The organism is Gluconobacter sp. OJA, from assembly GCF_039638325.1.
GTDB classification, from domain to species: Bacteria; Pseudomonadota; Alphaproteobacteria; order Acetobacterales; family Acetobacteraceae; genus Gluconobacter; species Gluconobacter cerinus.
This window is the reverse complement of the sequence record NZ_JBDIWI010000004.1, coordinates 1-14,452: the sequence shown is the minus strand read 5'-3', so window position 1 is coordinate 14,452 and position 14,452 is coordinate 1. Positions and strand designations below refer to the sequence as shown.

Annotated in this window: 22 protein-coding genes; 12 read left to right on the top strand and 10 right to left on the bottom strand. The window is 62.0% G+C overall.

Annotated elements, in window-relative coordinates; translation table 11 throughout:
- Window positions 1-24 precede the first annotated feature (24 nt).
- Window positions 25-285, bottom strand: a complete 261-nt coding sequence (locus tag ABDK75_RS15215; RefSeq protein ID WP_346006333.1) for a hypothetical protein — start codon at window positions 283-285, stop codon at window positions 25-27.
- 282 nt (window positions 286-567) lie between these two features.
- Here ABDK75_RS15215 and ABDK75_RS15210 point away from each other — a divergent pair, with 282 nt between their 5' ends.
- Window positions 568-924, top strand: a complete 357-nt coding sequence (locus ABDK75_RS15210) for a hypothetical protein (RefSeq protein ID WP_346006332.1) — start codon at window positions 568-570, stop codon at window positions 922-924.
- 211 nt (window positions 925-1,135) lie between these two features.
- On the opposite strand, the gene ABDK75_RS15205 is transcribed toward ABDK75_RS15210, so the two are convergent.
- The 5 genes from ABDK75_RS15205 to ssb all read right to left on the bottom strand — a co-directional run bounded on the left by ABDK75_RS15205 (window position 1,136) and on the right by ssb (window position 3,820).
- Window positions 1,136-1,804: a hypothetical protein gene (locus ABDK75_RS15205; RefSeq protein ID WP_346006331.1), complete on the bottom strand. Its 669-nt coding sequence runs from the start codon at window positions 1,802-1,804 to the stop codon at window positions 1,136-1,138.
- A 766-nt stretch (window positions 1,805-2,570) separates the two neighbouring features.
- Window positions 2,571-2,747, bottom strand: a complete 177-nt coding sequence (locus ABDK75_RS15200; RefSeq protein ID WP_346006330.1) for a hypothetical protein — start codon at window positions 2,745-2,747, stop codon at window positions 2,571-2,573.
- Window positions 2,748-2,899: 152 nt separating this feature from the next.
- Complete coding sequence (locus ABDK75_RS15195; RefSeq protein WP_255376059.1) at window positions 2,900-3,025, bottom strand: hypothetical protein; 126 nt, start codon at window positions 3,023-3,025, stop codon at window positions 2,900-2,902.
- Complete coding sequence (locus ABDK75_RS15190) at window positions 3,018-3,296, bottom strand: hypothetical protein (protein WP_010505526.1); 279 nt, start codon at window positions 3,294-3,296, stop codon at window positions 3,018-3,020. The genes ABDK75_RS15195 and ABDK75_RS15190 overlap by 8 nt, the downstream gene beginning before the upstream one ends.
- Before the next feature lie 29 nt (window positions 3,297-3,325).
- Complete coding sequence (gene ssb / locus ABDK75_RS15185; RefSeq protein WP_346006329.1) at window positions 3,326-3,820, bottom strand: single-stranded DNA-binding protein; 495 nt, start codon at window positions 3,818-3,820, stop codon at window positions 3,326-3,328.
- Between the two features lie 363 nt (window positions 3,821-4,183).
- Between ssb and ABDK75_RS15180 the strand changes: the two genes are divergently transcribed.
- From ABDK75_RS15180 to yghU, 6 genes are all read left to right on the top strand, one after another.
- On the top strand, window positions 4,184-4,513 hold the full coding sequence (locus ABDK75_RS15180; protein ID WP_346006328.1) for a hypothetical protein: 330 nt from the start codon (window positions 4,184-4,186) through the stop codon (window positions 4,511-4,513).
- Between the two features lie 107 nt (window positions 4,514-4,620).
- A complete protein-coding gene (locus ABDK75_RS15175; protein WP_346006327.1) occupies window positions 4,621-5,295 on the top strand; it encodes a peroxiredoxin-like family protein in 675 nt (224 codons plus the stop codon).
- Between the two features lie 90 nt (window positions 5,296-5,385).
- Window positions 5,386-5,802, top strand: a complete 417-nt coding sequence (locus ABDK75_RS15170; protein ID WP_077806982.1) for a carboxymuconolactone decarboxylase family protein — start codon at window positions 5,386-5,388, stop codon at window positions 5,800-5,802.
- 93 nt (window positions 5,803-5,895) lie between these two features.
- Entirely contained in the window at window positions 5,896-6,606 is a 711-nt protein-coding gene (locus tag ABDK75_RS15165; protein WP_346006326.1) for an SDR family oxidoreductase, read from the top strand.
- A gap of 165 nt (window positions 6,607-6,771) precedes the next feature.
- A complete protein-coding gene (locus tag ABDK75_RS15160; RefSeq protein WP_346006325.1) occupies window positions 6,772-7,470 on the top strand; it encodes a glutathione S-transferase N-terminal domain-containing protein in 699 nt (232 codons plus the stop codon).
- Window positions 7,471-7,488: 18 nt separating this feature from the next.
- Window positions 7,489-8,364, top strand: coding sequence for a glutathione-dependent disulfide-bond oxidoreductase (gene yghU / locus ABDK75_RS15155; protein ID WP_346006324.1), 876 nt, complete (start codon window positions 7,489-7,491; stop codon window positions 8,362-8,364).
- A gap of 71 nt (window positions 8,365-8,435) precedes the next feature.
- Here the strand turns inward: yghU and ABDK75_RS15150 are convergent, their stop codons facing one another.
- The 4 genes from ABDK75_RS15150 to msrB are packed head-to-tail and all read right to left on the bottom strand — an operon-like array spanning window position 8,436 to window position 10,809.
- Window positions 8,436-9,077, bottom strand: a complete 642-nt coding sequence (locus ABDK75_RS15150; protein WP_346006323.1) for a DUF1109 domain-containing protein — start codon at window positions 9,075-9,077, stop codon at window positions 8,436-8,438.
- Entirely contained in the window at window positions 9,067-9,597 is a 531-nt protein-coding gene (locus tag ABDK75_RS15145; RefSeq protein ID WP_077806977.1) for a sigma-70 family RNA polymerase sigma factor, read from the bottom strand. The genes ABDK75_RS15150 and ABDK75_RS15145 overlap by 11 nt, the downstream gene beginning before the upstream one ends.
- A 29-nt stretch (window positions 9,598-9,626) precedes the next feature.
- Complete coding sequence (gene msrA, locus ABDK75_RS15140; RefSeq protein ID WP_346006322.1) at window positions 9,627-10,334, bottom strand: peptide-methionine (S)-S-oxide reductase MsrA; 708 nt, start codon at window positions 10,332-10,334, stop codon at window positions 9,627-9,629.
- 13 nt (window positions 10,335-10,347) lie between these two features.
- Window positions 10,348-10,809, bottom strand: a complete 462-nt coding sequence (gene msrB / locus ABDK75_RS15135) for a peptide-methionine (R)-S-oxide reductase MsrB (protein ID WP_048849175.1) — start codon at window positions 10,807-10,809, stop codon at window positions 10,348-10,350.
- Window positions 10,810-10,987: 178 nt separating this feature from the next.
- Between msrB and ABDK75_RS15130 the strand changes: the two genes are divergently transcribed.
- The 5 genes from ABDK75_RS15130 to ABDK75_RS15110 all read left to right on the top strand — a co-directional run bounded on the left by ABDK75_RS15130 (window position 10,988) and on the right by ABDK75_RS15110 (window position 14,320).
- A complete protein-coding gene (locus tag ABDK75_RS15130) occupies window positions 10,988-11,641 on the top strand; it encodes a cytochrome b/b6 domain-containing protein (RefSeq protein WP_346006321.1) in 654 nt (217 codons plus the stop codon).
- Window positions 11,638-12,387, top strand: a complete 750-nt coding sequence (locus ABDK75_RS15125; RefSeq protein ID WP_346006320.1) for a molybdopterin-dependent oxidoreductase — start codon at window positions 11,638-11,640, stop codon at window positions 12,385-12,387. The genes ABDK75_RS15130 and ABDK75_RS15125 overlap by 4 nt, the downstream gene beginning before the upstream one ends.
- A 103-nt stretch (window positions 12,388-12,490) precedes the next feature.
- The gene (locus tag ABDK75_RS15120; RefSeq protein ID WP_346006319.1) at window positions 12,491-12,841 is read left to right on the top strand and encodes a pentapeptide MXKDX repeat protein; all 351 of its coding nucleotides are present in this window, start codon (window positions 12,491-12,493) and stop codon (window positions 12,839-12,841) included.
- 38 nt (window positions 12,842-12,879) lie between these two features.
- The gene (locus ABDK75_RS15115) at window positions 12,880-13,233 is read left to right on the top strand and encodes a DUF1223 domain-containing protein (RefSeq protein WP_346006318.1); all 354 of its coding nucleotides are present in this window, start codon (window positions 12,880-12,882) and stop codon (window positions 13,231-13,233) included.
- 262 nt (window positions 13,234-13,495) lie between these two features.
- Window positions 13,496-14,320 (top strand): IS5 family transposase, encoded by an 825-nt coding sequence (locus tag ABDK75_RS15110; RefSeq protein ID WP_346006317.1) that lies wholly within the window; start codon window positions 13,496-13,498, stop codon window positions 14,318-14,320.
- The last annotated feature ends 132 nt before the right edge of the window (window positions 14,321-14,452 follow it).

Here is a 14,452-nt window from a genome sequence, read left to right as displayed (position 1 = left end):
TGGCGTTTTCCTGATCCCATCCTGCTACCGGCCAAGACGGGCGACGGGACAGGCCGTCAAGCCCGGAGCGTCCTGAGCAAGGGGGCAGGTTTGCGGCTGATGCGGGGTCGCGTGCGGCCCTGCAGCAGATGCGGGCCTGACACCTGAAGCCGAGGGTCGCGCAGTGGCTTTACGGACTGGCACGGCGACTGTCAGACTGAACGCTGGATGCGAGGCCGCCTCCATGGAACGTGCCTCCCCGGACAGTCCGAAGGACTGGCCGGGGAGGTTGAGGAGCCGTCTCACGAACCGATCCCCCAGACCAGGACCGACCGTTATTGGAAAAGGATGCGGGTGAACCGTTACCCGGAAGGGCCGAGACGCAGGGGCCAGACGCCCGACCAAGGGCGGCTGGACCCTGTGGCTCGGTGGAGCTTGGCGACGCAGGAGCCTAGCGGAATAGAGTGAACGAACCCGTCAGGGCCGCCCCGAACCCTTTTTCTGCCAGTCGCATCATTCCGCGTCATTCTGCCCTTCTGAAGCAAAAAACACGCCCTCATCCGAGGCGTCCGCTTCGTGATTAAGGACATGAAACAGATGCTCACCATTCCGAAAGTCTGGCCGTACTTCCTCTTTCTCTTTGGCCTCCAATGGCTGATCGCAATCATTCGTGAGCGAAACAACACCAAGTTTCTTGGCACGCCTTTTGCGCTCTTCCACATCGCTTCTGCGGGCATGGCAACGATGATGCTCTGGCTCCGCCGCTCGACGCGCTACGCTCTTTTCGTGGCGGTTCCGGTTACGGCGCTGTGCGCAGTTCTCTCGCTTGGCCTCTATCTTCTGGGGCATGAGAAAGAGGCGATCAGCGCTCTTGATGTGGCTCTGATGGCCGGATTTGGCGGCTGGCTCCTCGAATTAGTCTCGTCCATGATCGAAGAAATCTAAGCACCATCCTTCTTCGATTGCCTCGCGCAGCCCCCCTGTGGGGGGCGAGCATTGGGGGCAAAACACTCCGCGCCGACGAGGCGCGTCCGCCTTCCCGGAAAAAACGACGGGAGATGAAAAAGGGCGGACGGGAGAAGAGGCCGAGGGCAGAGCCGAGGCCGTCAGCGCGGCCCCGGTGGGTGGCCGGACCTGCTGGCCCGGCCTGTGAGGGTTAGAGAACGGCCCCCCACTGTGCGGCGCGGACGTTCTCGGTAAGGGTGCGGCCGTTGTCCTTCACGTAAGGCTTCCAGTCTTCTCCGAACAATTCGCGGTAGGCGTCACATGCGCCCTGAGCCATGACGGCGAGCGCGTAAGCCTTCGGGGCCTGCGCTGCTGCAAAGCGGACGGCGCGGTCAACGCGGTTTTCCCCGCCGTCGATGCCCTGCCGGTCTTCGTCGCGGCTTTCGTTGCTGAAAGAGTTCTGCTCGTCGCGGGCAATCTGGCGCTTGTTCTCGTAGAAGTTGGCGGCCCCATAGGCAGAGCGGACCATGCCGTCCACGAGGCGGCCAAGGTGCATTTCCATGGCCTTGAAATTGCGCTCGCCCCGGAAGTCGGTGACGATCAGAACGTCCTCAAGAAGCGCGTACTGGTCGCGGATCATGCTCAAACCGGCCCCCATCAGCTCGTCATAGTCGCCAGCCTCGAAACCGAAATGCTGAACAATGGCGGCAATCTTGTCATCGTTGGGGGCAAGACGGAGAACGTCCGCCAGCGTGGGGGAGGCAATGGCCTTTGTGCGGTCGCGAGCTTCGTTGAAACGGCGGACGGCGGAAGGGCTGGCCTTGTTTGCGGCCTTGCTGTTCTGGGCCTTCGGTGCGATTGTGGTTGCCGCGTCGGACATGAAAATTGCCTTTCTAGTCTAGCGAAGTCCCGGCTTGGTGTTCCAGCACTAACCGGGGCGCTTTGTCTTGAGGGCCAATCCCTCTCGACAAGTAAAAGATAGCCTTTCCGGCCTCTCATGACAAGAGGAAAAGCGCAGAAAACCACCATAAAACGCGGTTTATTTTCGCGTGACAAGTAAAAAGATTTCTTGATTACTTCCTGAATACCTGTCGTTTTCCTAGACCCATCCTGCCCGTGCGGCGAGCACATCGACGGCGACGAAAGAGGAATGGAGGTGGCGTTTTCCTGAGCCCATCCTGCCACCGGCCAAGACGGGCGACGGGACAGGCCGTCAAGCCCGGAGCGTCCTGAGCAAGGGGGGCAGGTTTGCGGCTGATGCGGGGTCGCGTGCGGCCCTGCAGCAGACGCGGGCCTGACACCTGAAGCCGAGGGTCGCGCAGTGGCTTTACGGACTGGCACGGCGACTGTCAGACTGAACGCTGGATGCGAGGCCGCCTCCATGGAACGTGCCTCCCCGGACAGTCCGAAGGACTGGCCGGGGAGGTTGAGGAGCCGTCTCACGAACCGATCACCCAGACCAGGACCGCCCGCTATTGGAAAAGGATGCGGGCAAGCCGTTACCCGGAAGGGCCGAGACCCGGGGGCCAGACGCCCGGTTGAGGGCGGCTGGACGTCGGGGCTCGGTGGAGCTTGGCGACGCAGGAGCCTAGCGGAATAGAGCGCGCGAACCCTTCAGGGCCGCCCCGACCCTTCCTTTGCTTTTTCTACTTACGGCCCAGACTTGTGCCGGAAGAATCCCGGGTCAGGAAAAATACTCCCCCACCCACGGCAAGCACCAGCAGACCTCCCCGGATTGGGTGCAGAACGCCCTGCCAGATCAGGAGAAGGATGGCGGCCTGAATGATTAGCGCACCAATGCGAATGACGGTTTGTCGTGACATGGGGCCAGTTTAGCCTTTTCCGCTATCCTAGCGCAGCCCCCCTGTGGGGGGCGAGCATTGGGGGCATCAAAGTTCGCGCCGTCGAGGCGCGTCCGCCTGACTAAATCGGGCGAGCGGACAAAAAAAAGCGGCCCGGAGGCCGCCTGTCGGTGTCACTGATGGGACGTTCGCAACTTTGCGAGCCGGGTGGCAATCGGTCCGATCGCAAGCCCCAGACCGATGGTGAAAACAGCGGCAGGAAGAAGAATAAACAGGATACTCTGGGTCACGTTATCCATTGGTTTTCGCCTCCGTCTTGTCTTCAGGATAGGGGATATACGCGAGAAAAGTCAAAGAAATTGCCTCAAGCGCCGCCCCCAGAAAGAAGCAGGTGACGGCACGCATGGGGGTCAACGGCCCTGTCCCGGAGATGAGTGGGGTCACGATGCCGAGCCCCCATGCGCTGAGCGCGAATGTCTGAAGGACGCTGGCAATCGCCTTGTAGCGGTCTTCCTTATGTTTGGAGCGCTGCGGCGGAGGCAGCAGCGCCATGAGGCGGTCTTTGTTCATCTTACGCTATGCCCCTTTCTCCCCGGCACTCAAAACGGGATTTCGTCATCGAGGTCGTTCCCGCCCGGTGCGTCCCAGCCCGCATTGCGGTTTCCGTTGCCAGACGATCCCCCGGACCGGCCGCCACTGTTTCCAGCACCAAAGCCGCCCTCGCCCGCATCGCCGTTGCCACGGTTGCTGTCGATCAGCACGAGGTCACCGCTGAAACGGTCAATCACAACCTCTGTGGTGTAGTGCTCCTGTCCGCCCTGATCGGTCCATTTACGGGTGCGGAGTTCGCCTTCGATATAGACCTTGCGGCCTTTGCGGAGGAAGCGCTCCGCCACCTCGGCAGTCCGCTCATTGAAGATGACGACACGGTGCCATTCGGTGCGCTCACGGCGCTCCCCGCTCTGGCGGTCGTTCCATGTGTCGGACGTAGCCAGAGGAAAACTCACGATCTTGGACCCGGACTGTGTATTGCGGACTTCCGGGTCTTTACCGAGGTTGCCAACGAGAATGACTTTGTTAACGGAACCAGCCATGAGAGCCTCCAAGAAATAGGGAACGTATCAACTGGACTGTTTCGGCGCTATTGCCTCCACCCATGAATAGATACTAGGTTTTTACTTGCGCGCAGTCAACGAAAAACCGCAGGAAACCGCCGTTTTCAAGAAAATACGGCCTCAAAAATTGACGATTTACTTGTTGAATACTGAATGGGTATTTGATGTTTTCCTAGACCCATCCTGCCCGTGCGGCGAGCACACTGACGGCGACGAAAGAGGAATGGAGGTGGCGTTTTCCTGAGCCCATCCTGCCAACGGCCAAGACGGGCGACGGGACAGGCCGTCAAGCCCGGAGCGTCCTGAGAGACCTTCGGATATGTCGCGGAGAAGCTGGACGAAATGGGCATCGCCTATCTCCACGTCGTCGAACCGCGCATCAAGGGCACGGAACTGATCGCCGAGAGTGATGCGGTCGCGGCCCGGCATTTGCGCGGTGCGTTCAGCGGCACGCTCATCGCCGCCGGCGGCTTCGATGGCGCCAGTGCCGAGGCGATCATCCGGGCAGGCGACGCCGATGCCGTCGCTTTCGGGCGGGCGTTCATCAGCAATCCCGATCTGCCGGAGCGTCTGCGGCGCAATCTGCCGCTGAACCCTTATGACCGTTCGACCTTCTACGGCGGCGATGCGCATGGCTACACCGATTATCCGGCGCTTGAATCCGTCGGTTGAAATCCCATTCCGGCCCGGAATGACCGATAGTCGTCCGAGCCGTCATCCCCCATGCAGCAGACCGCTCTATCTCAAGCATATCGCAACGACTGACAAAGGAAACGACCATGTCACTTCAGGCAAAACTCGATGCTTTCAAGGCCGATTTCGAAGCCGGCAAGCCGCCCTATAACGTGCCGCATGCGGTCATCGAAGTGATGCACCGTGCCACTGCCGAACTGATTGCCGCCGGTGCTGCCGAGAAGGCGCTCAAGGCCGGTGACAGGGCCCCGGGTTTCACGCTGAACGATCCGGAAGGCAATCCCGTTTCCTCCGCCGATCTTCTGGCGAAGGGCCCGCTGGTCGTGAGTTTCTATCGCGGTGTCTGGTGCCCTTACTGCAACATGGAACTACAGGCGCTCGAAGCCGCGCTGCCGTCGTTCCGCGAACTTGGCGCGAACCTGATCGCCATCTCGCCGCAGACGGCGGTCAACAGCCGCAAGTCGGTGCGCCAGAACGCGCTTGATTTCCCGATCCTGTCGGACACGCATAACGATGTGGCCGCAAAATTCGGCCTGCGTTTCGCCCTGCCGGATTATCTCGTTGAACTCTACCAGAACCTGAAGAACGATCTGCCGGGCTTCAACGGTGACGACAGCTGGACCTTGCCGATGCCGGGCCGCTTCGTGATCGGTCAGGACGGTGTGATTCTCTATGCCGAGGTCAACCCGGACTATACCCGCCGCCCGGAGCCTGAAGACATGCTGCCGGCCCTGCGCAAGGCGGCGAGCGTCACGGCCTGATCCGGCGCGCCGGGTCGGTTCGAGCGATCGCTTCGGCCCGGCGCACGTCAGGTGCCTTGGAAAGAGGCTTTGCAAAATGGGAGACAGACGATGACACCGAGAGAAAAAGGCAATGCGGCAACACGCGCCCTGATGGGGGCTGCGCCGTCCGAGCGGCTTGCCGCCGCCGCCGCGTCCAACACGTTTGGGGCCGATATTGCCGGATACGCCATCGATCACGTTTTTGGCGATATCTGGACGCGCGATGGCCTGGATCAGGCGCGCAGAAGTCTCATCACCATGACGGTCATGGTGGCGCTGCGACAGCCGCATGAATTCGGCCTGCATATGAATTTCGCGCTCGATCATGGCATGCCGCTTCGCGAGATAGAGGAAGCGCTGATCCAGATGCTCCCTTATGTCGGCTTTCCGGCGATTTCGAGCGTTTTGCCGATCGCAACGACGATCATCGCAGAGCGCGGCCTGGACAAGACGGCCGGTTACGCCGGACATCGCGGCCTCCTCTGAAAAAAGGCAGGGGACCGCAGGCTTCGAAACGCGACGTGACCTGGTCTGCGATCTCTTTTTCGCCGCCTCCCGCCCAATCCCGGAGACCTGACAATGCAACGAACCTTTCTGATTACCGGCGCCAGCAAGGGCATCGGGCTTGCTCTGGCGCATAATCTGGCGAAGCAGGGCCATCGCGTCATCGGCCTGGCGCGCAATCGCACGGATGGCTTTCCTGGCACCCTTGTGCAGGCGGATCTTGCCGATAGCGATGCAACGGCACGCCTGTGCGCCGAGCTTGCGGAGCGGTACGATTTCGATGGTGTCGTCAACAACGTCGGCCTCGTCAGAGCGCAATATCTTGAAGAGGTTTCCTTGTCCGCTCTCGACGAGGTCATGCGGGTCAATCTTCACCCGGCTGTCCTGACGGCCCAGGCCTTTCTGCCGGGGATGAAGGCGCGTGGCTGGGGACGCATCGTCAACATATCCAGCCTGACAGCCCTTGGGGCCGTGCAACGGACCGCCTATGCCGCGGCGAAGTCGGCACTGATCAGTTTTTCGCGGGGGTGGGCCCTCGAACTTGCCACGACCGGGATCACGGTCAACACCGTCGCTCCTGGTCCGACAGAGACCGAACTGTTTCGCGCCAACAACATGCCCGGCAGCGATGGTGAAAAACGCTATCTGTCGGGTGTTCCCATGAAGCGGTTCGGAAGACCGGAGGAAGTGGCGGCGGCGATCGCGTTCGTGCTGTCGGAAGATGCATCGTTCATGACGGGCCAGACCCTGCATATCGACGGTGGCGCTTCGATCGGGAGAGCCTGAGGCGGCGCTGGCGTCCGATCCGGTTTTTGACGGGGTTCCGCCCGTCCTGCAGGAACGATCCCTGCGGCTAAATGAAACGCCGGTGCCGCGCCGGTCGTTTCCACACCAGTTGTCATTTTATCCACCATGAGCATCCCGGCCGACATATCGAAAGGATGGACGCCCATGATCCGCTTCTACTACCACCCGACACCGAACCCCGCGAAAATCGCGCTGTTCCTGGAGGAGGCCGGACTTCCCTATGAAGCCGTACCGATCGATACCGGCAAGGGGGAGCAGCACGCGCCGGCTTTCCGCAGGATCAATCCGAACGGCAAGCTCCCGGCCATCGTCGATACGGACGGCCCCGGCGGCCATGAGGCGCGCGTCTTCGATTCCACGGCCATTCTTCTTTATCTGGCTGAAAAGACGGATCGGTTCCTCGGCACCGATGCCGACCGCCCGGAGCTCCTGTCCTGGCTGATGTTTCTGGGCACCGGCCTCGGCCCGTTTTCCGGTCAGGCCGTGCATTTCCAGTATGCCGCGCCCGGCGGGCTCGATTATGCCGTCAACCGCTACCGGCGGGAGATAGAGCGGCATTATCAGGTGCTGAACGACCATCTGGAAGGCCGCGCCTTCGTCGTCGGCGAGAATTACACCATTGCCGACATGTCGGCATGGGGCTGGCTCGACCGCGCGCCGCGCGTGATGAAAGGGTCAGACACACCGTTGGCACCCTGGCCTAATCTGGTGCGCTTCATGAACCTCGTGAACGCACGTCCGGCCGTTGCCCGTGCCCGCGCCCTGATGGCCACCCATACCTTCAAGAGCGAGATGGACGAGCAGGCGCTGCGCGCGCTCTATCCTTCGAATTTCCCGGCATAATCGCGAAAGGTCCGTTATATGTCTTCATCGAACACCTATACGCCGCCGCCGGTCTGGACATGGAATGCCCAGAATGGTGGCGCATTCGCCAGCATCAACCGCCCGGTCGCAGGCCCCACGCATGAGAAGGCGCTTCCTGTCGGTCGCCATCCGCTCCAGCTCTATTCGCTGGGGACGCCGAACGGCGTGAAGGTCACGATCATGCTGGAAGAGCTGCTGGCGGCGGGTCATGCGGGCGCCGAGTATGATGCGTGGCTGATCCGCATCGGGGAGGGCGACCAGTTCGGTTCCGGTTTTACCGACGTGAATCCGAATTCCAAGATTCCGGCGCTCGTGGATCATGGTCTGGACAGGCCGCTGAATGTGTTCGAATCCGGCTCCATCCTGTTGTATCTCGCCGAGAAATTCGATGCGTTCCTGCCGAAGGATATCGTGGGGCGAACGACCTGTCTCAACTGGCTGTTCTGGCAGGTTGGAAGCGGTCCGTATATCGGCGGCGGCTTCGGGCATTTTTATGCCTATGCGCCGGAGAAGATCGAATACGCGATCAACCGCTTCACCATGGAGGCCAAGCGTCAGCTCGACGTTCTCAATCGGCGGCTTGCCGAAAGCCCGTTCATCGCGGGCGACGACTACACGATTGCCGATATGGCGATCTTTCCGTGGTATGGCGGCCTCGTGGAAGGCTGGATGTACAACGATGCCGCCACGTTCCTGAACGTACAGGACTATCCGCATGTCCGGGCCTGGGCGGACCGGCTGCTCGAACGCCCGGCCGTGCGGCGTGGTCGAATGGTCAACCGTATGGTCGGCGAGCCGTCAGGCCAGCTGCACGAACGCCACGATGCGTCCGACTTCGAGACGAAAACGCAGGACCGGCTTGCCCGGGGCTGATGTTTTCGTGGACCGGTCCCGCTGAAAACCGGTCCCCGGCCGCCATCCGGATCCGGATGGCGGTGTTCACCCTACCAGCGGGTCAGCGGCGGCAGGACCAGACGCGTCACGAGTGTCACGACGCCGCAGGCCGCCGAATACCAGACGGCGACATATAGTGGGTCGTCGAACGGACAGGCCAGCGCGAAGGCCAGCGCGCCAAAGGCCGCGGCGGCGATGCCCACCGCCCAGGCCGTGCCGCGCGCATCCACCGGTGCGCCGCGCCGCGCGAACAGGCCGAGCGCCAGCACCGCCGGCAGGGATAATTCCACGATTTTCCGTGCGCAGAGAATGCCATGCGCCGGATCGAGGCGCTGCCAGAGCACGGCGGGGCCGGCCTGAAGCACGTCCACCAGCCAGCCGAGCGCGAGCGCCGCGAGGGCGAGCATGCCCACGATGCGCAGACCCCGTCGTGGTGAGCGTGTGGGGTCGAGCGACAGGAGCGCCGTCGTCCCGCCGACGGCGGCGATCACGGCCAGGCTCGCGGCCTTCCACCAGAAGCTCGGCATTCCCATGGCGTGCGGCATGTCCGGACGCATCAGGCCCAGCTTCAGCACGAAGACGATCTCGATCGCGCCCAGCGCCAGCAGGATCGTCGCGTCCCGCCACGGCGTCCGCCGTCTGACGGGACGCAGGCCGGTCGCGAGCCGATCGATCAGGGGATCAGTCGACATCACTACCTCGCATTACTAAAGCATTCATGCGGTTCAGACCGCGATGAATGTTGACCTTGACCAGCGTGGCGGACTGTCCCGTCTGGCGTGCCGCCTCCTCGATACTCAATCCGCGCAGCTTGACGAGGCGGATGGTTTCCGCCTGCGCGGGCTTCAGCTGCCCGAGCAGGCGCTCCAGCGCATGGGCCGTCGTTACCTGCTCCTCATGATCCTGCACCGGCAGGTCGTCGTCGAGCGGTGCATCGTCCACCCGGCTGGTGGCCCGCAACCGGTCGATCCATTTGTATCGGGCGATTGCCGCGATCCAGGGACCGAACTTCTGGGACGGATTGAATGTATGCCGTTTCTCGTGAACGGCCAGCAGCGTGTCCTGCACGGCATCGTCAACCATGGATGGCGGCAGGCGCCGGAGAAAGAAGCGTCTCAGCCATGCCTGCGCCTCGGCGAGCACGCGGCGATAGGCATCGGCATCGCCCGCCTGAGCCGCCGCCATCCAGCGGCTCCAATCCGCTTCCGTCACGAACCCTCCATCCCTGGTTACGGCGGGAGTCAGCTCCCGCCATCGTCGGCCAGCGTCAGCACAGGCTGCGGGCGCCAGGACGATGCGAACAACGCGTGCAGCGCCTCGATCCGTGGTGCGTCATATGTAGCGATATATGGGTGATCCGGATAGCGGGCCGCGAAATTTTGGTGATCCGCCTCGGCCGGGTAGAATCCATGATCCGGCGTCACCTGCGTTGCGATGGGCCGCGCGAAGACATGCGCCGCGTCGAGCTGTGCGATATAGGCGTGCGCTTCCCGTGCCTGTTCGGTGGAGCGGGTATAGAGCACGGAGCGATATTGCGTGCCGTCATCCGGGAACTGGCGGTTCACCTGTGTCGGGTCGAGGGCGACGGAAAAGAAGATGCGCATCAGCGTGCCGTAGCTGACCTGCGTCGGATCGAAATCGACTTCGACCGATTCTGCGTGTCCCGTATCGCCGCTGCTGACGGTTTCATAATCCGCCGTGTCGCGCGCGCCGCCGTCGAAACCCGCGCGGGTCGCGGTCACGCCACGGATATGTTCGAACACGCTCTGCACGCCCCAGAAGCAGCCACCCGCGAAGACGGCGCTGGCATGGTGCGTCGCGGGTGCCGGTTCCGCCAGGACGGGTGCCGGAAGAATACGGGGACCGGGTTCGCCCATTGCCGTGTGGCAGGCGGCGCCGAATGTGGTCAGCGCCATCAGGGAAACGCCGAAAAGTCCTGATCGTGTCATGATTTCAGCTCCTTCAGGCCGTATGGAACGAGAGTGCCACGCCGTTCATGCAGTAGCGCAGGCCCGTTGGCTGCGGTCCGTCATCGAACACGTGGCCGAGATGACTGCCGCAGGTCGCGCACCGCACCTCCGTGCGTTCCATGCCCAGGCTGTCATCGCCACGTTCCTGCACGGCGTGCGGCAGGGCGCTGTCGAAACTCGGCCAGCCGGTGCCGCTGTCGAACTTCGTGCGGGCGTCGAAGGCTGCCGTGTCGCATCCGGCACAGGCGAAGCGGCCGGGGCGATGCTCGGTGAGCAATGGGCTCGAATACGGCATTTCGGTGCCTGCCTCGCGCAGCACATTGTATTGCGCGGGCGTGAGCAGGCGGTGCCATTCGGCGTCGGTATGCGTGACGGGATAATGCCCGGTGGCCCGTGCGCGGCCGAATGCCGCCATGGCAACGGCGGCAAGAAAGAACTGGCGGCGGGATGTCATGTTGTGTCCCCCTTGTTTTGGGTTGTCACAGCGTTCTTCGCGAAAATTCCCTGTCCGGTTACGCGGGCAGGAAGAATTTTTTATTTCCGTCAGGAGATGGCGGAAACTGTAACCTTTCGCGCCTGGCTGACGAACGCATCCGCATCAACACCTGACCATTCAGTCGGAAAGCCCGGACATGCTCTCATCACGCCGCGTGCGATCGCGCCGCACGCCATCGCCCGTTATTCGCATTACCCACTGGATCGGCGCATTGTCGATGCTCGTCATGATCGGCAGTGGCTGGCAGATCTATAATGCCTCGCCCATCCTGCCTTTCGAATTCCCGGCCTGGGCCACGTTGGGTGGCTGGCTGGGCGGCGGGATCGCCTGGCATTTCGCGGCGATGTGGGTGCTGATGGCTGCCGGTGTCGTTTACATGGGGTATGGTGTGCTGTCGGGGCATTTCCGCCGCGATCTGCGGCCCGTCGGCCCGCGCGCCATCGGTCGTGATATGGCGCAGGCGCTGCGCTTCAGGCTGTCCCATGCCGTCGGTCATTACAACGCTGTCCAGCGGCTGCTTTATACCGGCGTGCTGATTGTCGCCCTGCTGACCGTTGCAAGCGGGCTGTCCATCTGGAAGCCGGTGCAGCTTGGATGGCTGACATGGCTGTTCGGCGGTTACGATATCGCCCGCCGCATTCATTTCGCGATGATGACGCTGATCGTCGCCTTTCTCGTCATTCACATCGTGCTCGCCCTGCTTGTGCCGTCGACCCTGTTCGGCATGGTGTTCGGCCGCCGTCTGAGCGCGGCGTCGGAAGCGAGCATTCAGGAGGGGACCGCCCGATGAGTCACAACCGCCTCGATCGCTCGGCGATCGCTCCCGAACTGCGCCGGATCGAGCGCCGCCTGATGCTCAAAGGCGCCCTGTCGCTCGGTGGGCTGTCGATGCTGTCCGGCTGTGCGCTGGACGACGAGCCGTCCGTGGAGCGTGCGCTCAGCGCGATGTCGCGTTTCACCGACCGGATGCAGGCCATGCTGTTCAGCCGCCAGCGGCTCGCGCGGGAATTCGACGCATCCAGGATCACGCATCCATTCCCGTTCAACGCCTATTACGACGAGAGCGAGGTTCGCACTGTCGATCCCGCTGGCTGGCGCCTGGAGGTTGACGGTCTGGTGTCGGACAAACGCCCGTGGTCGCTCGCGCAGTTCCGCGCGCTGCCGCAGAAACGGCAAATTACACGCCATATCTGCGTCGAGGGATGGAGTGCGATCGGCGACTGGTCCGGTGTGCCGCTTTCGATGTTCCTGCAAAGGGTCGGCGCGGATCTGCGTGCGAAATATGTCAATTTTCGCTGCTTCGACGATTATTCGACCAGCATCGACATGGCGACCGCGCTGCATCCGCAGACCATACTGGCGCTGGATTATGGAGACCGTGCCCTTCCGCCTGCCTATGGCGCGCCGATGAAGGTCCGGATTCCAACGAAGCTCGGCTACAAGAATCCGAAATATCTCGCGTCCATCGAGGTCACCAACCGCTTTCCGGGCGGCTATTGGGAAGATCAGGGTTACGACTGGTTTGGCGGGTCATAAAAAAAGACGCGCCCCTGTAACCCGACGACGGGCCTCACCGAAGAATAGAACAGAGAGGCGGAATGTTTCCTCCTCCACATCATCGACAGATCAGGAAATTACCATGTCTATTCGCAATATCGCCATTGCCGCCGCTTTCTCGTCCGCCGTCGCTCTGGGTGGCGTTGCTCACGCACAGGACGCCATGTCGCACGATGCGATGACCCCGAACCAGATGGCGCCGAACGCGATGGCGCATGACAGCATGTCGAAGAACGGCATGGCGCACGATGCGATGGCTCCGAATGCGATGTCGCATAACGGCATGTCTCATGGCGGCATGAAGAAGCATGGTGGCATGGCGCATCACGGCATGAAGAAGGACGCGATGTCCCACGACAGCATGAGCCACGACAGCATGAGCCATGACAACGCGATGGCCGCGCCGCAGGACAGCATGGCGAAGCCGAACTAAGCCGGGCTTCGCGCATTATCCGGCTGGCAGGCGTATTCATGAAGCTGAAAAGCGTCATATCCACCGCACTGGGCGGCATGTTGGCGCTTGTCGGCACATCGGTACCGGCCATGGCTGCGGACCCGGACCACCCGACCGTGGTGGAGCTGTTCCAAAGCCAGGGTTGTTCGTCCTGCCCGCCCGCGAATGCCAATCTTCTGGCATTGTCCGATCGTCCCGATCTGCTGACCCTGTCGTGGGAAGTAACCTATTGGGACGATCTCGGCTGGAAAGATACGTTCAGCGCACCGGCTTTCACGGCGCGCCAGTGGGATTATGCCCACGCGTTCCATCGGCGCGAGGTGTTCACGCCGGAAATCGTCGTCAACGGTCGCGCGGATAGGCGTTTTTGAAATGCGACTAACGCATCATCTTCTATCTCATGGGTTTGATTGCGGCGAGGTAATTCATCAAAAGGATTCATGGCAATCTCTATAAAATACGAGGCGAGTTATTTCTGCATCGGGTAGTTTTGACCAAAAATGACGGTACGACGAATAAATAATGCAGCTGTTCTAAGAGCCGCTAAAGAACGTCCGCAGCGGCCTAAGAGCCCTTTTGGAAATTGGGGGTATGGGGGTTTGCATTGGGTCTGAAAGGTGATTCACCCTTGGGATGTGGACACCTCAAGCCCGAGCACGCATGGCCGCTCTATCCCGCAAGACGAAGCGCTACCCATCTGATCTGACCGACGAGGAGTGGGGACAGATTGCGCCTCTGATGCCGCCTGCAAGCCCGCGAGGGCGCAAGCGGAGCGTCGATTTTCGGGAGATCCTCAACGCCCTGCGCTATCTGGTGCGCTCAGGCTGCGGGTGGGAGATGCTTCCTGTTCATTTCGGCCCCTGGCAGACAGTCTACTGGTGGTTTCGCCGTCTGATGCGCCGGTTCTTGTTCCGCACGATCCATGACGTCTGCACGATGCTCGATCGTGAAGCTGAAGGACGTGAAGCGAGCCCGACGAGCGGTGTGATCGACAGCCAAAGTATCAAGGCGCCTCACGCAGAGACGCGAGGCTATGACGCAGGCAAGAAGATCGTCGGGCGCAAGCGGCATATCGCCGTCGATACCGACGGCCGCCTGCTGATGGTGCACCTGACGCCCGCGGATATTTCCGACAGCGCCGGCGGCCAGATGATCCTGAACGCGATCCGCAAGCGCTGGCCGTGGGTAAAGCAGCTGTTCGCCGACGGCGCCTACGACCGGGCGATGCTTATGGACAAGGCAGCGTTCCTGGACTTCAGCGTCGAGGTCATCCGGCGCTCGGCCGGCGCGAAAGGCTTCGAGGTTCTGCCCCGCCGCTGGGTCGTCGAGCGGACCTTCGGCTGGATGACCCGCTGGCGACGTCTCGTGCGGGATTACGAGCAGCGCGTCGATGTCTCCGAGGCCATGATCCATATCGCCATGGGCAGCCTCATGCTACGCAGAAACGCCCATCCGTGAATTTCCAAAAAGGCTCTGAGCAAGGGGGCAGGTTTGCGGCTGATGCGGGGTCGCGTGCGGCCCTGCAGCAGACGCGGGCCTGACACCTGAAGCCGAGGGTCGCGCAGTGGCTTTACGGACTGGCATGGCGAC

Bases quoted from the DNA above. Each gene is read 5' to 3' on its own strand.
- ABDK75_RS15210 (WP_346006332.1), top strand. From the start codon at position 568: ATGAAACAGATGCTCACCATTCCGAAAGTCTGGCCGTACTTCCTCTTT.
- ABDK75_RS15205 (WP_346006331.1), bottom strand. From the start codon at position 1,804: ATGTCCGACGCGGCAACCACAATCGCACCGAAGGCCCAGAACAGCAAG.
- ABDK75_RS15200 (WP_346006330.1), bottom strand. From the start codon at position 2,747: ATGTCACGACAAACCGTCATTCGCATTGGTGCGCTAATCATTCAGGCC.
- ABDK75_RS15195 (WP_255376059.1), bottom strand. From the start codon at position 3,025: ATGGATAACGTGACCCAGAGTATCCTGTTTATTCTTCTTCCTGCCGCT.
- ABDK75_RS15190 (WP_010505526.1), bottom strand. From the start codon at position 3,296: ATGAACAAAGACCGCCTCATGGCGCTGCTGCCTCCGCCGCAGCGCTCC.
- ssb (WP_346006329.1), bottom strand. From the start codon at position 3,820: ATGGCTGGTTCCGTTAACAAAGTCATTCTCGTTGGCAACCTCGGTAAA.
- ABDK75_RS15180 (WP_346006328.1), top strand. From the start codon at position 4,184: ATGGGCATCGCCTATCTCCACGTCGTCGAACCGCGCATCAAGGGCACG.
- ABDK75_RS15175 (WP_346006327.1), top strand. From the start codon at position 4,621: ATGTCACTTCAGGCAAAACTCGATGCTTTCAAGGCCGATTTCGAAGCC.
- ABDK75_RS15170 (WP_077806982.1), top strand. From the start codon at position 5,386: ATGACACCGAGAGAAAAAGGCAATGCGGCAACACGCGCCCTGATGGGG.
- ABDK75_RS15165 (WP_346006326.1), top strand. From the start codon at position 5,896: ATGCAACGAACCTTTCTGATTACCGGCGCCAGCAAGGGCATCGGGCTT.
- ABDK75_RS15160 (WP_346006325.1), top strand. From the start codon at position 6,772: ATGATCCGCTTCTACTACCACCCGACACCGAACCCCGCGAAAATCGCG.
- yghU (WP_346006324.1), top strand. From the start codon at position 7,489: ATGTCTTCATCGAACACCTATACGCCGCCGCCGGTCTGGACATGGAAT.
- ABDK75_RS15150 (WP_346006323.1), bottom strand. From the start codon at position 9,077: ATGTCGACTGATCCCCTGATCGATCGGCTCGCGACCGGCCTGCGTCCC.
- msrA (WP_346006322.1), bottom strand. From the start codon at position 10,334: ATGACACGATCAGGACTTTTCGGCGTTTCCCTGATGGCGCTGACCACA.
- msrB (WP_048849175.1), bottom strand. From the start codon at position 10,809: ATGACATCCCGCCGCCAGTTCTTTCTTGCCGCCGTTGCCATGGCGGCA.
- ABDK75_RS15130 (WP_346006321.1), top strand. From the start codon at position 10,988: ATGCTCTCATCACGCCGCGTGCGATCGCGCCGCACGCCATCGCCCGTT.
- ABDK75_RS15125 (WP_346006320.1), top strand. From the start codon at position 11,638: ATGAGTCACAACCGCCTCGATCGCTCGGCGATCGCTCCCGAACTGCGC.
- ABDK75_RS15120 (WP_346006319.1), top strand. From the start codon at position 12,491: ATGTCTATTCGCAATATCGCCATTGCCGCCGCTTTCTCGTCCGCCGTC.
- ABDK75_RS15115 (WP_346006318.1), top strand. From the start codon at position 12,880: ATGAAGCTGAAAAGCGTCATATCCACCGCACTGGGCGGCATGTTGGCG.
- ABDK75_RS15110 (WP_346006317.1), top strand. From the start codon at position 13,496: ATGTGGACACCTCAAGCCCGAGCACGCATGGCCGCTCTATCCCGCAAG.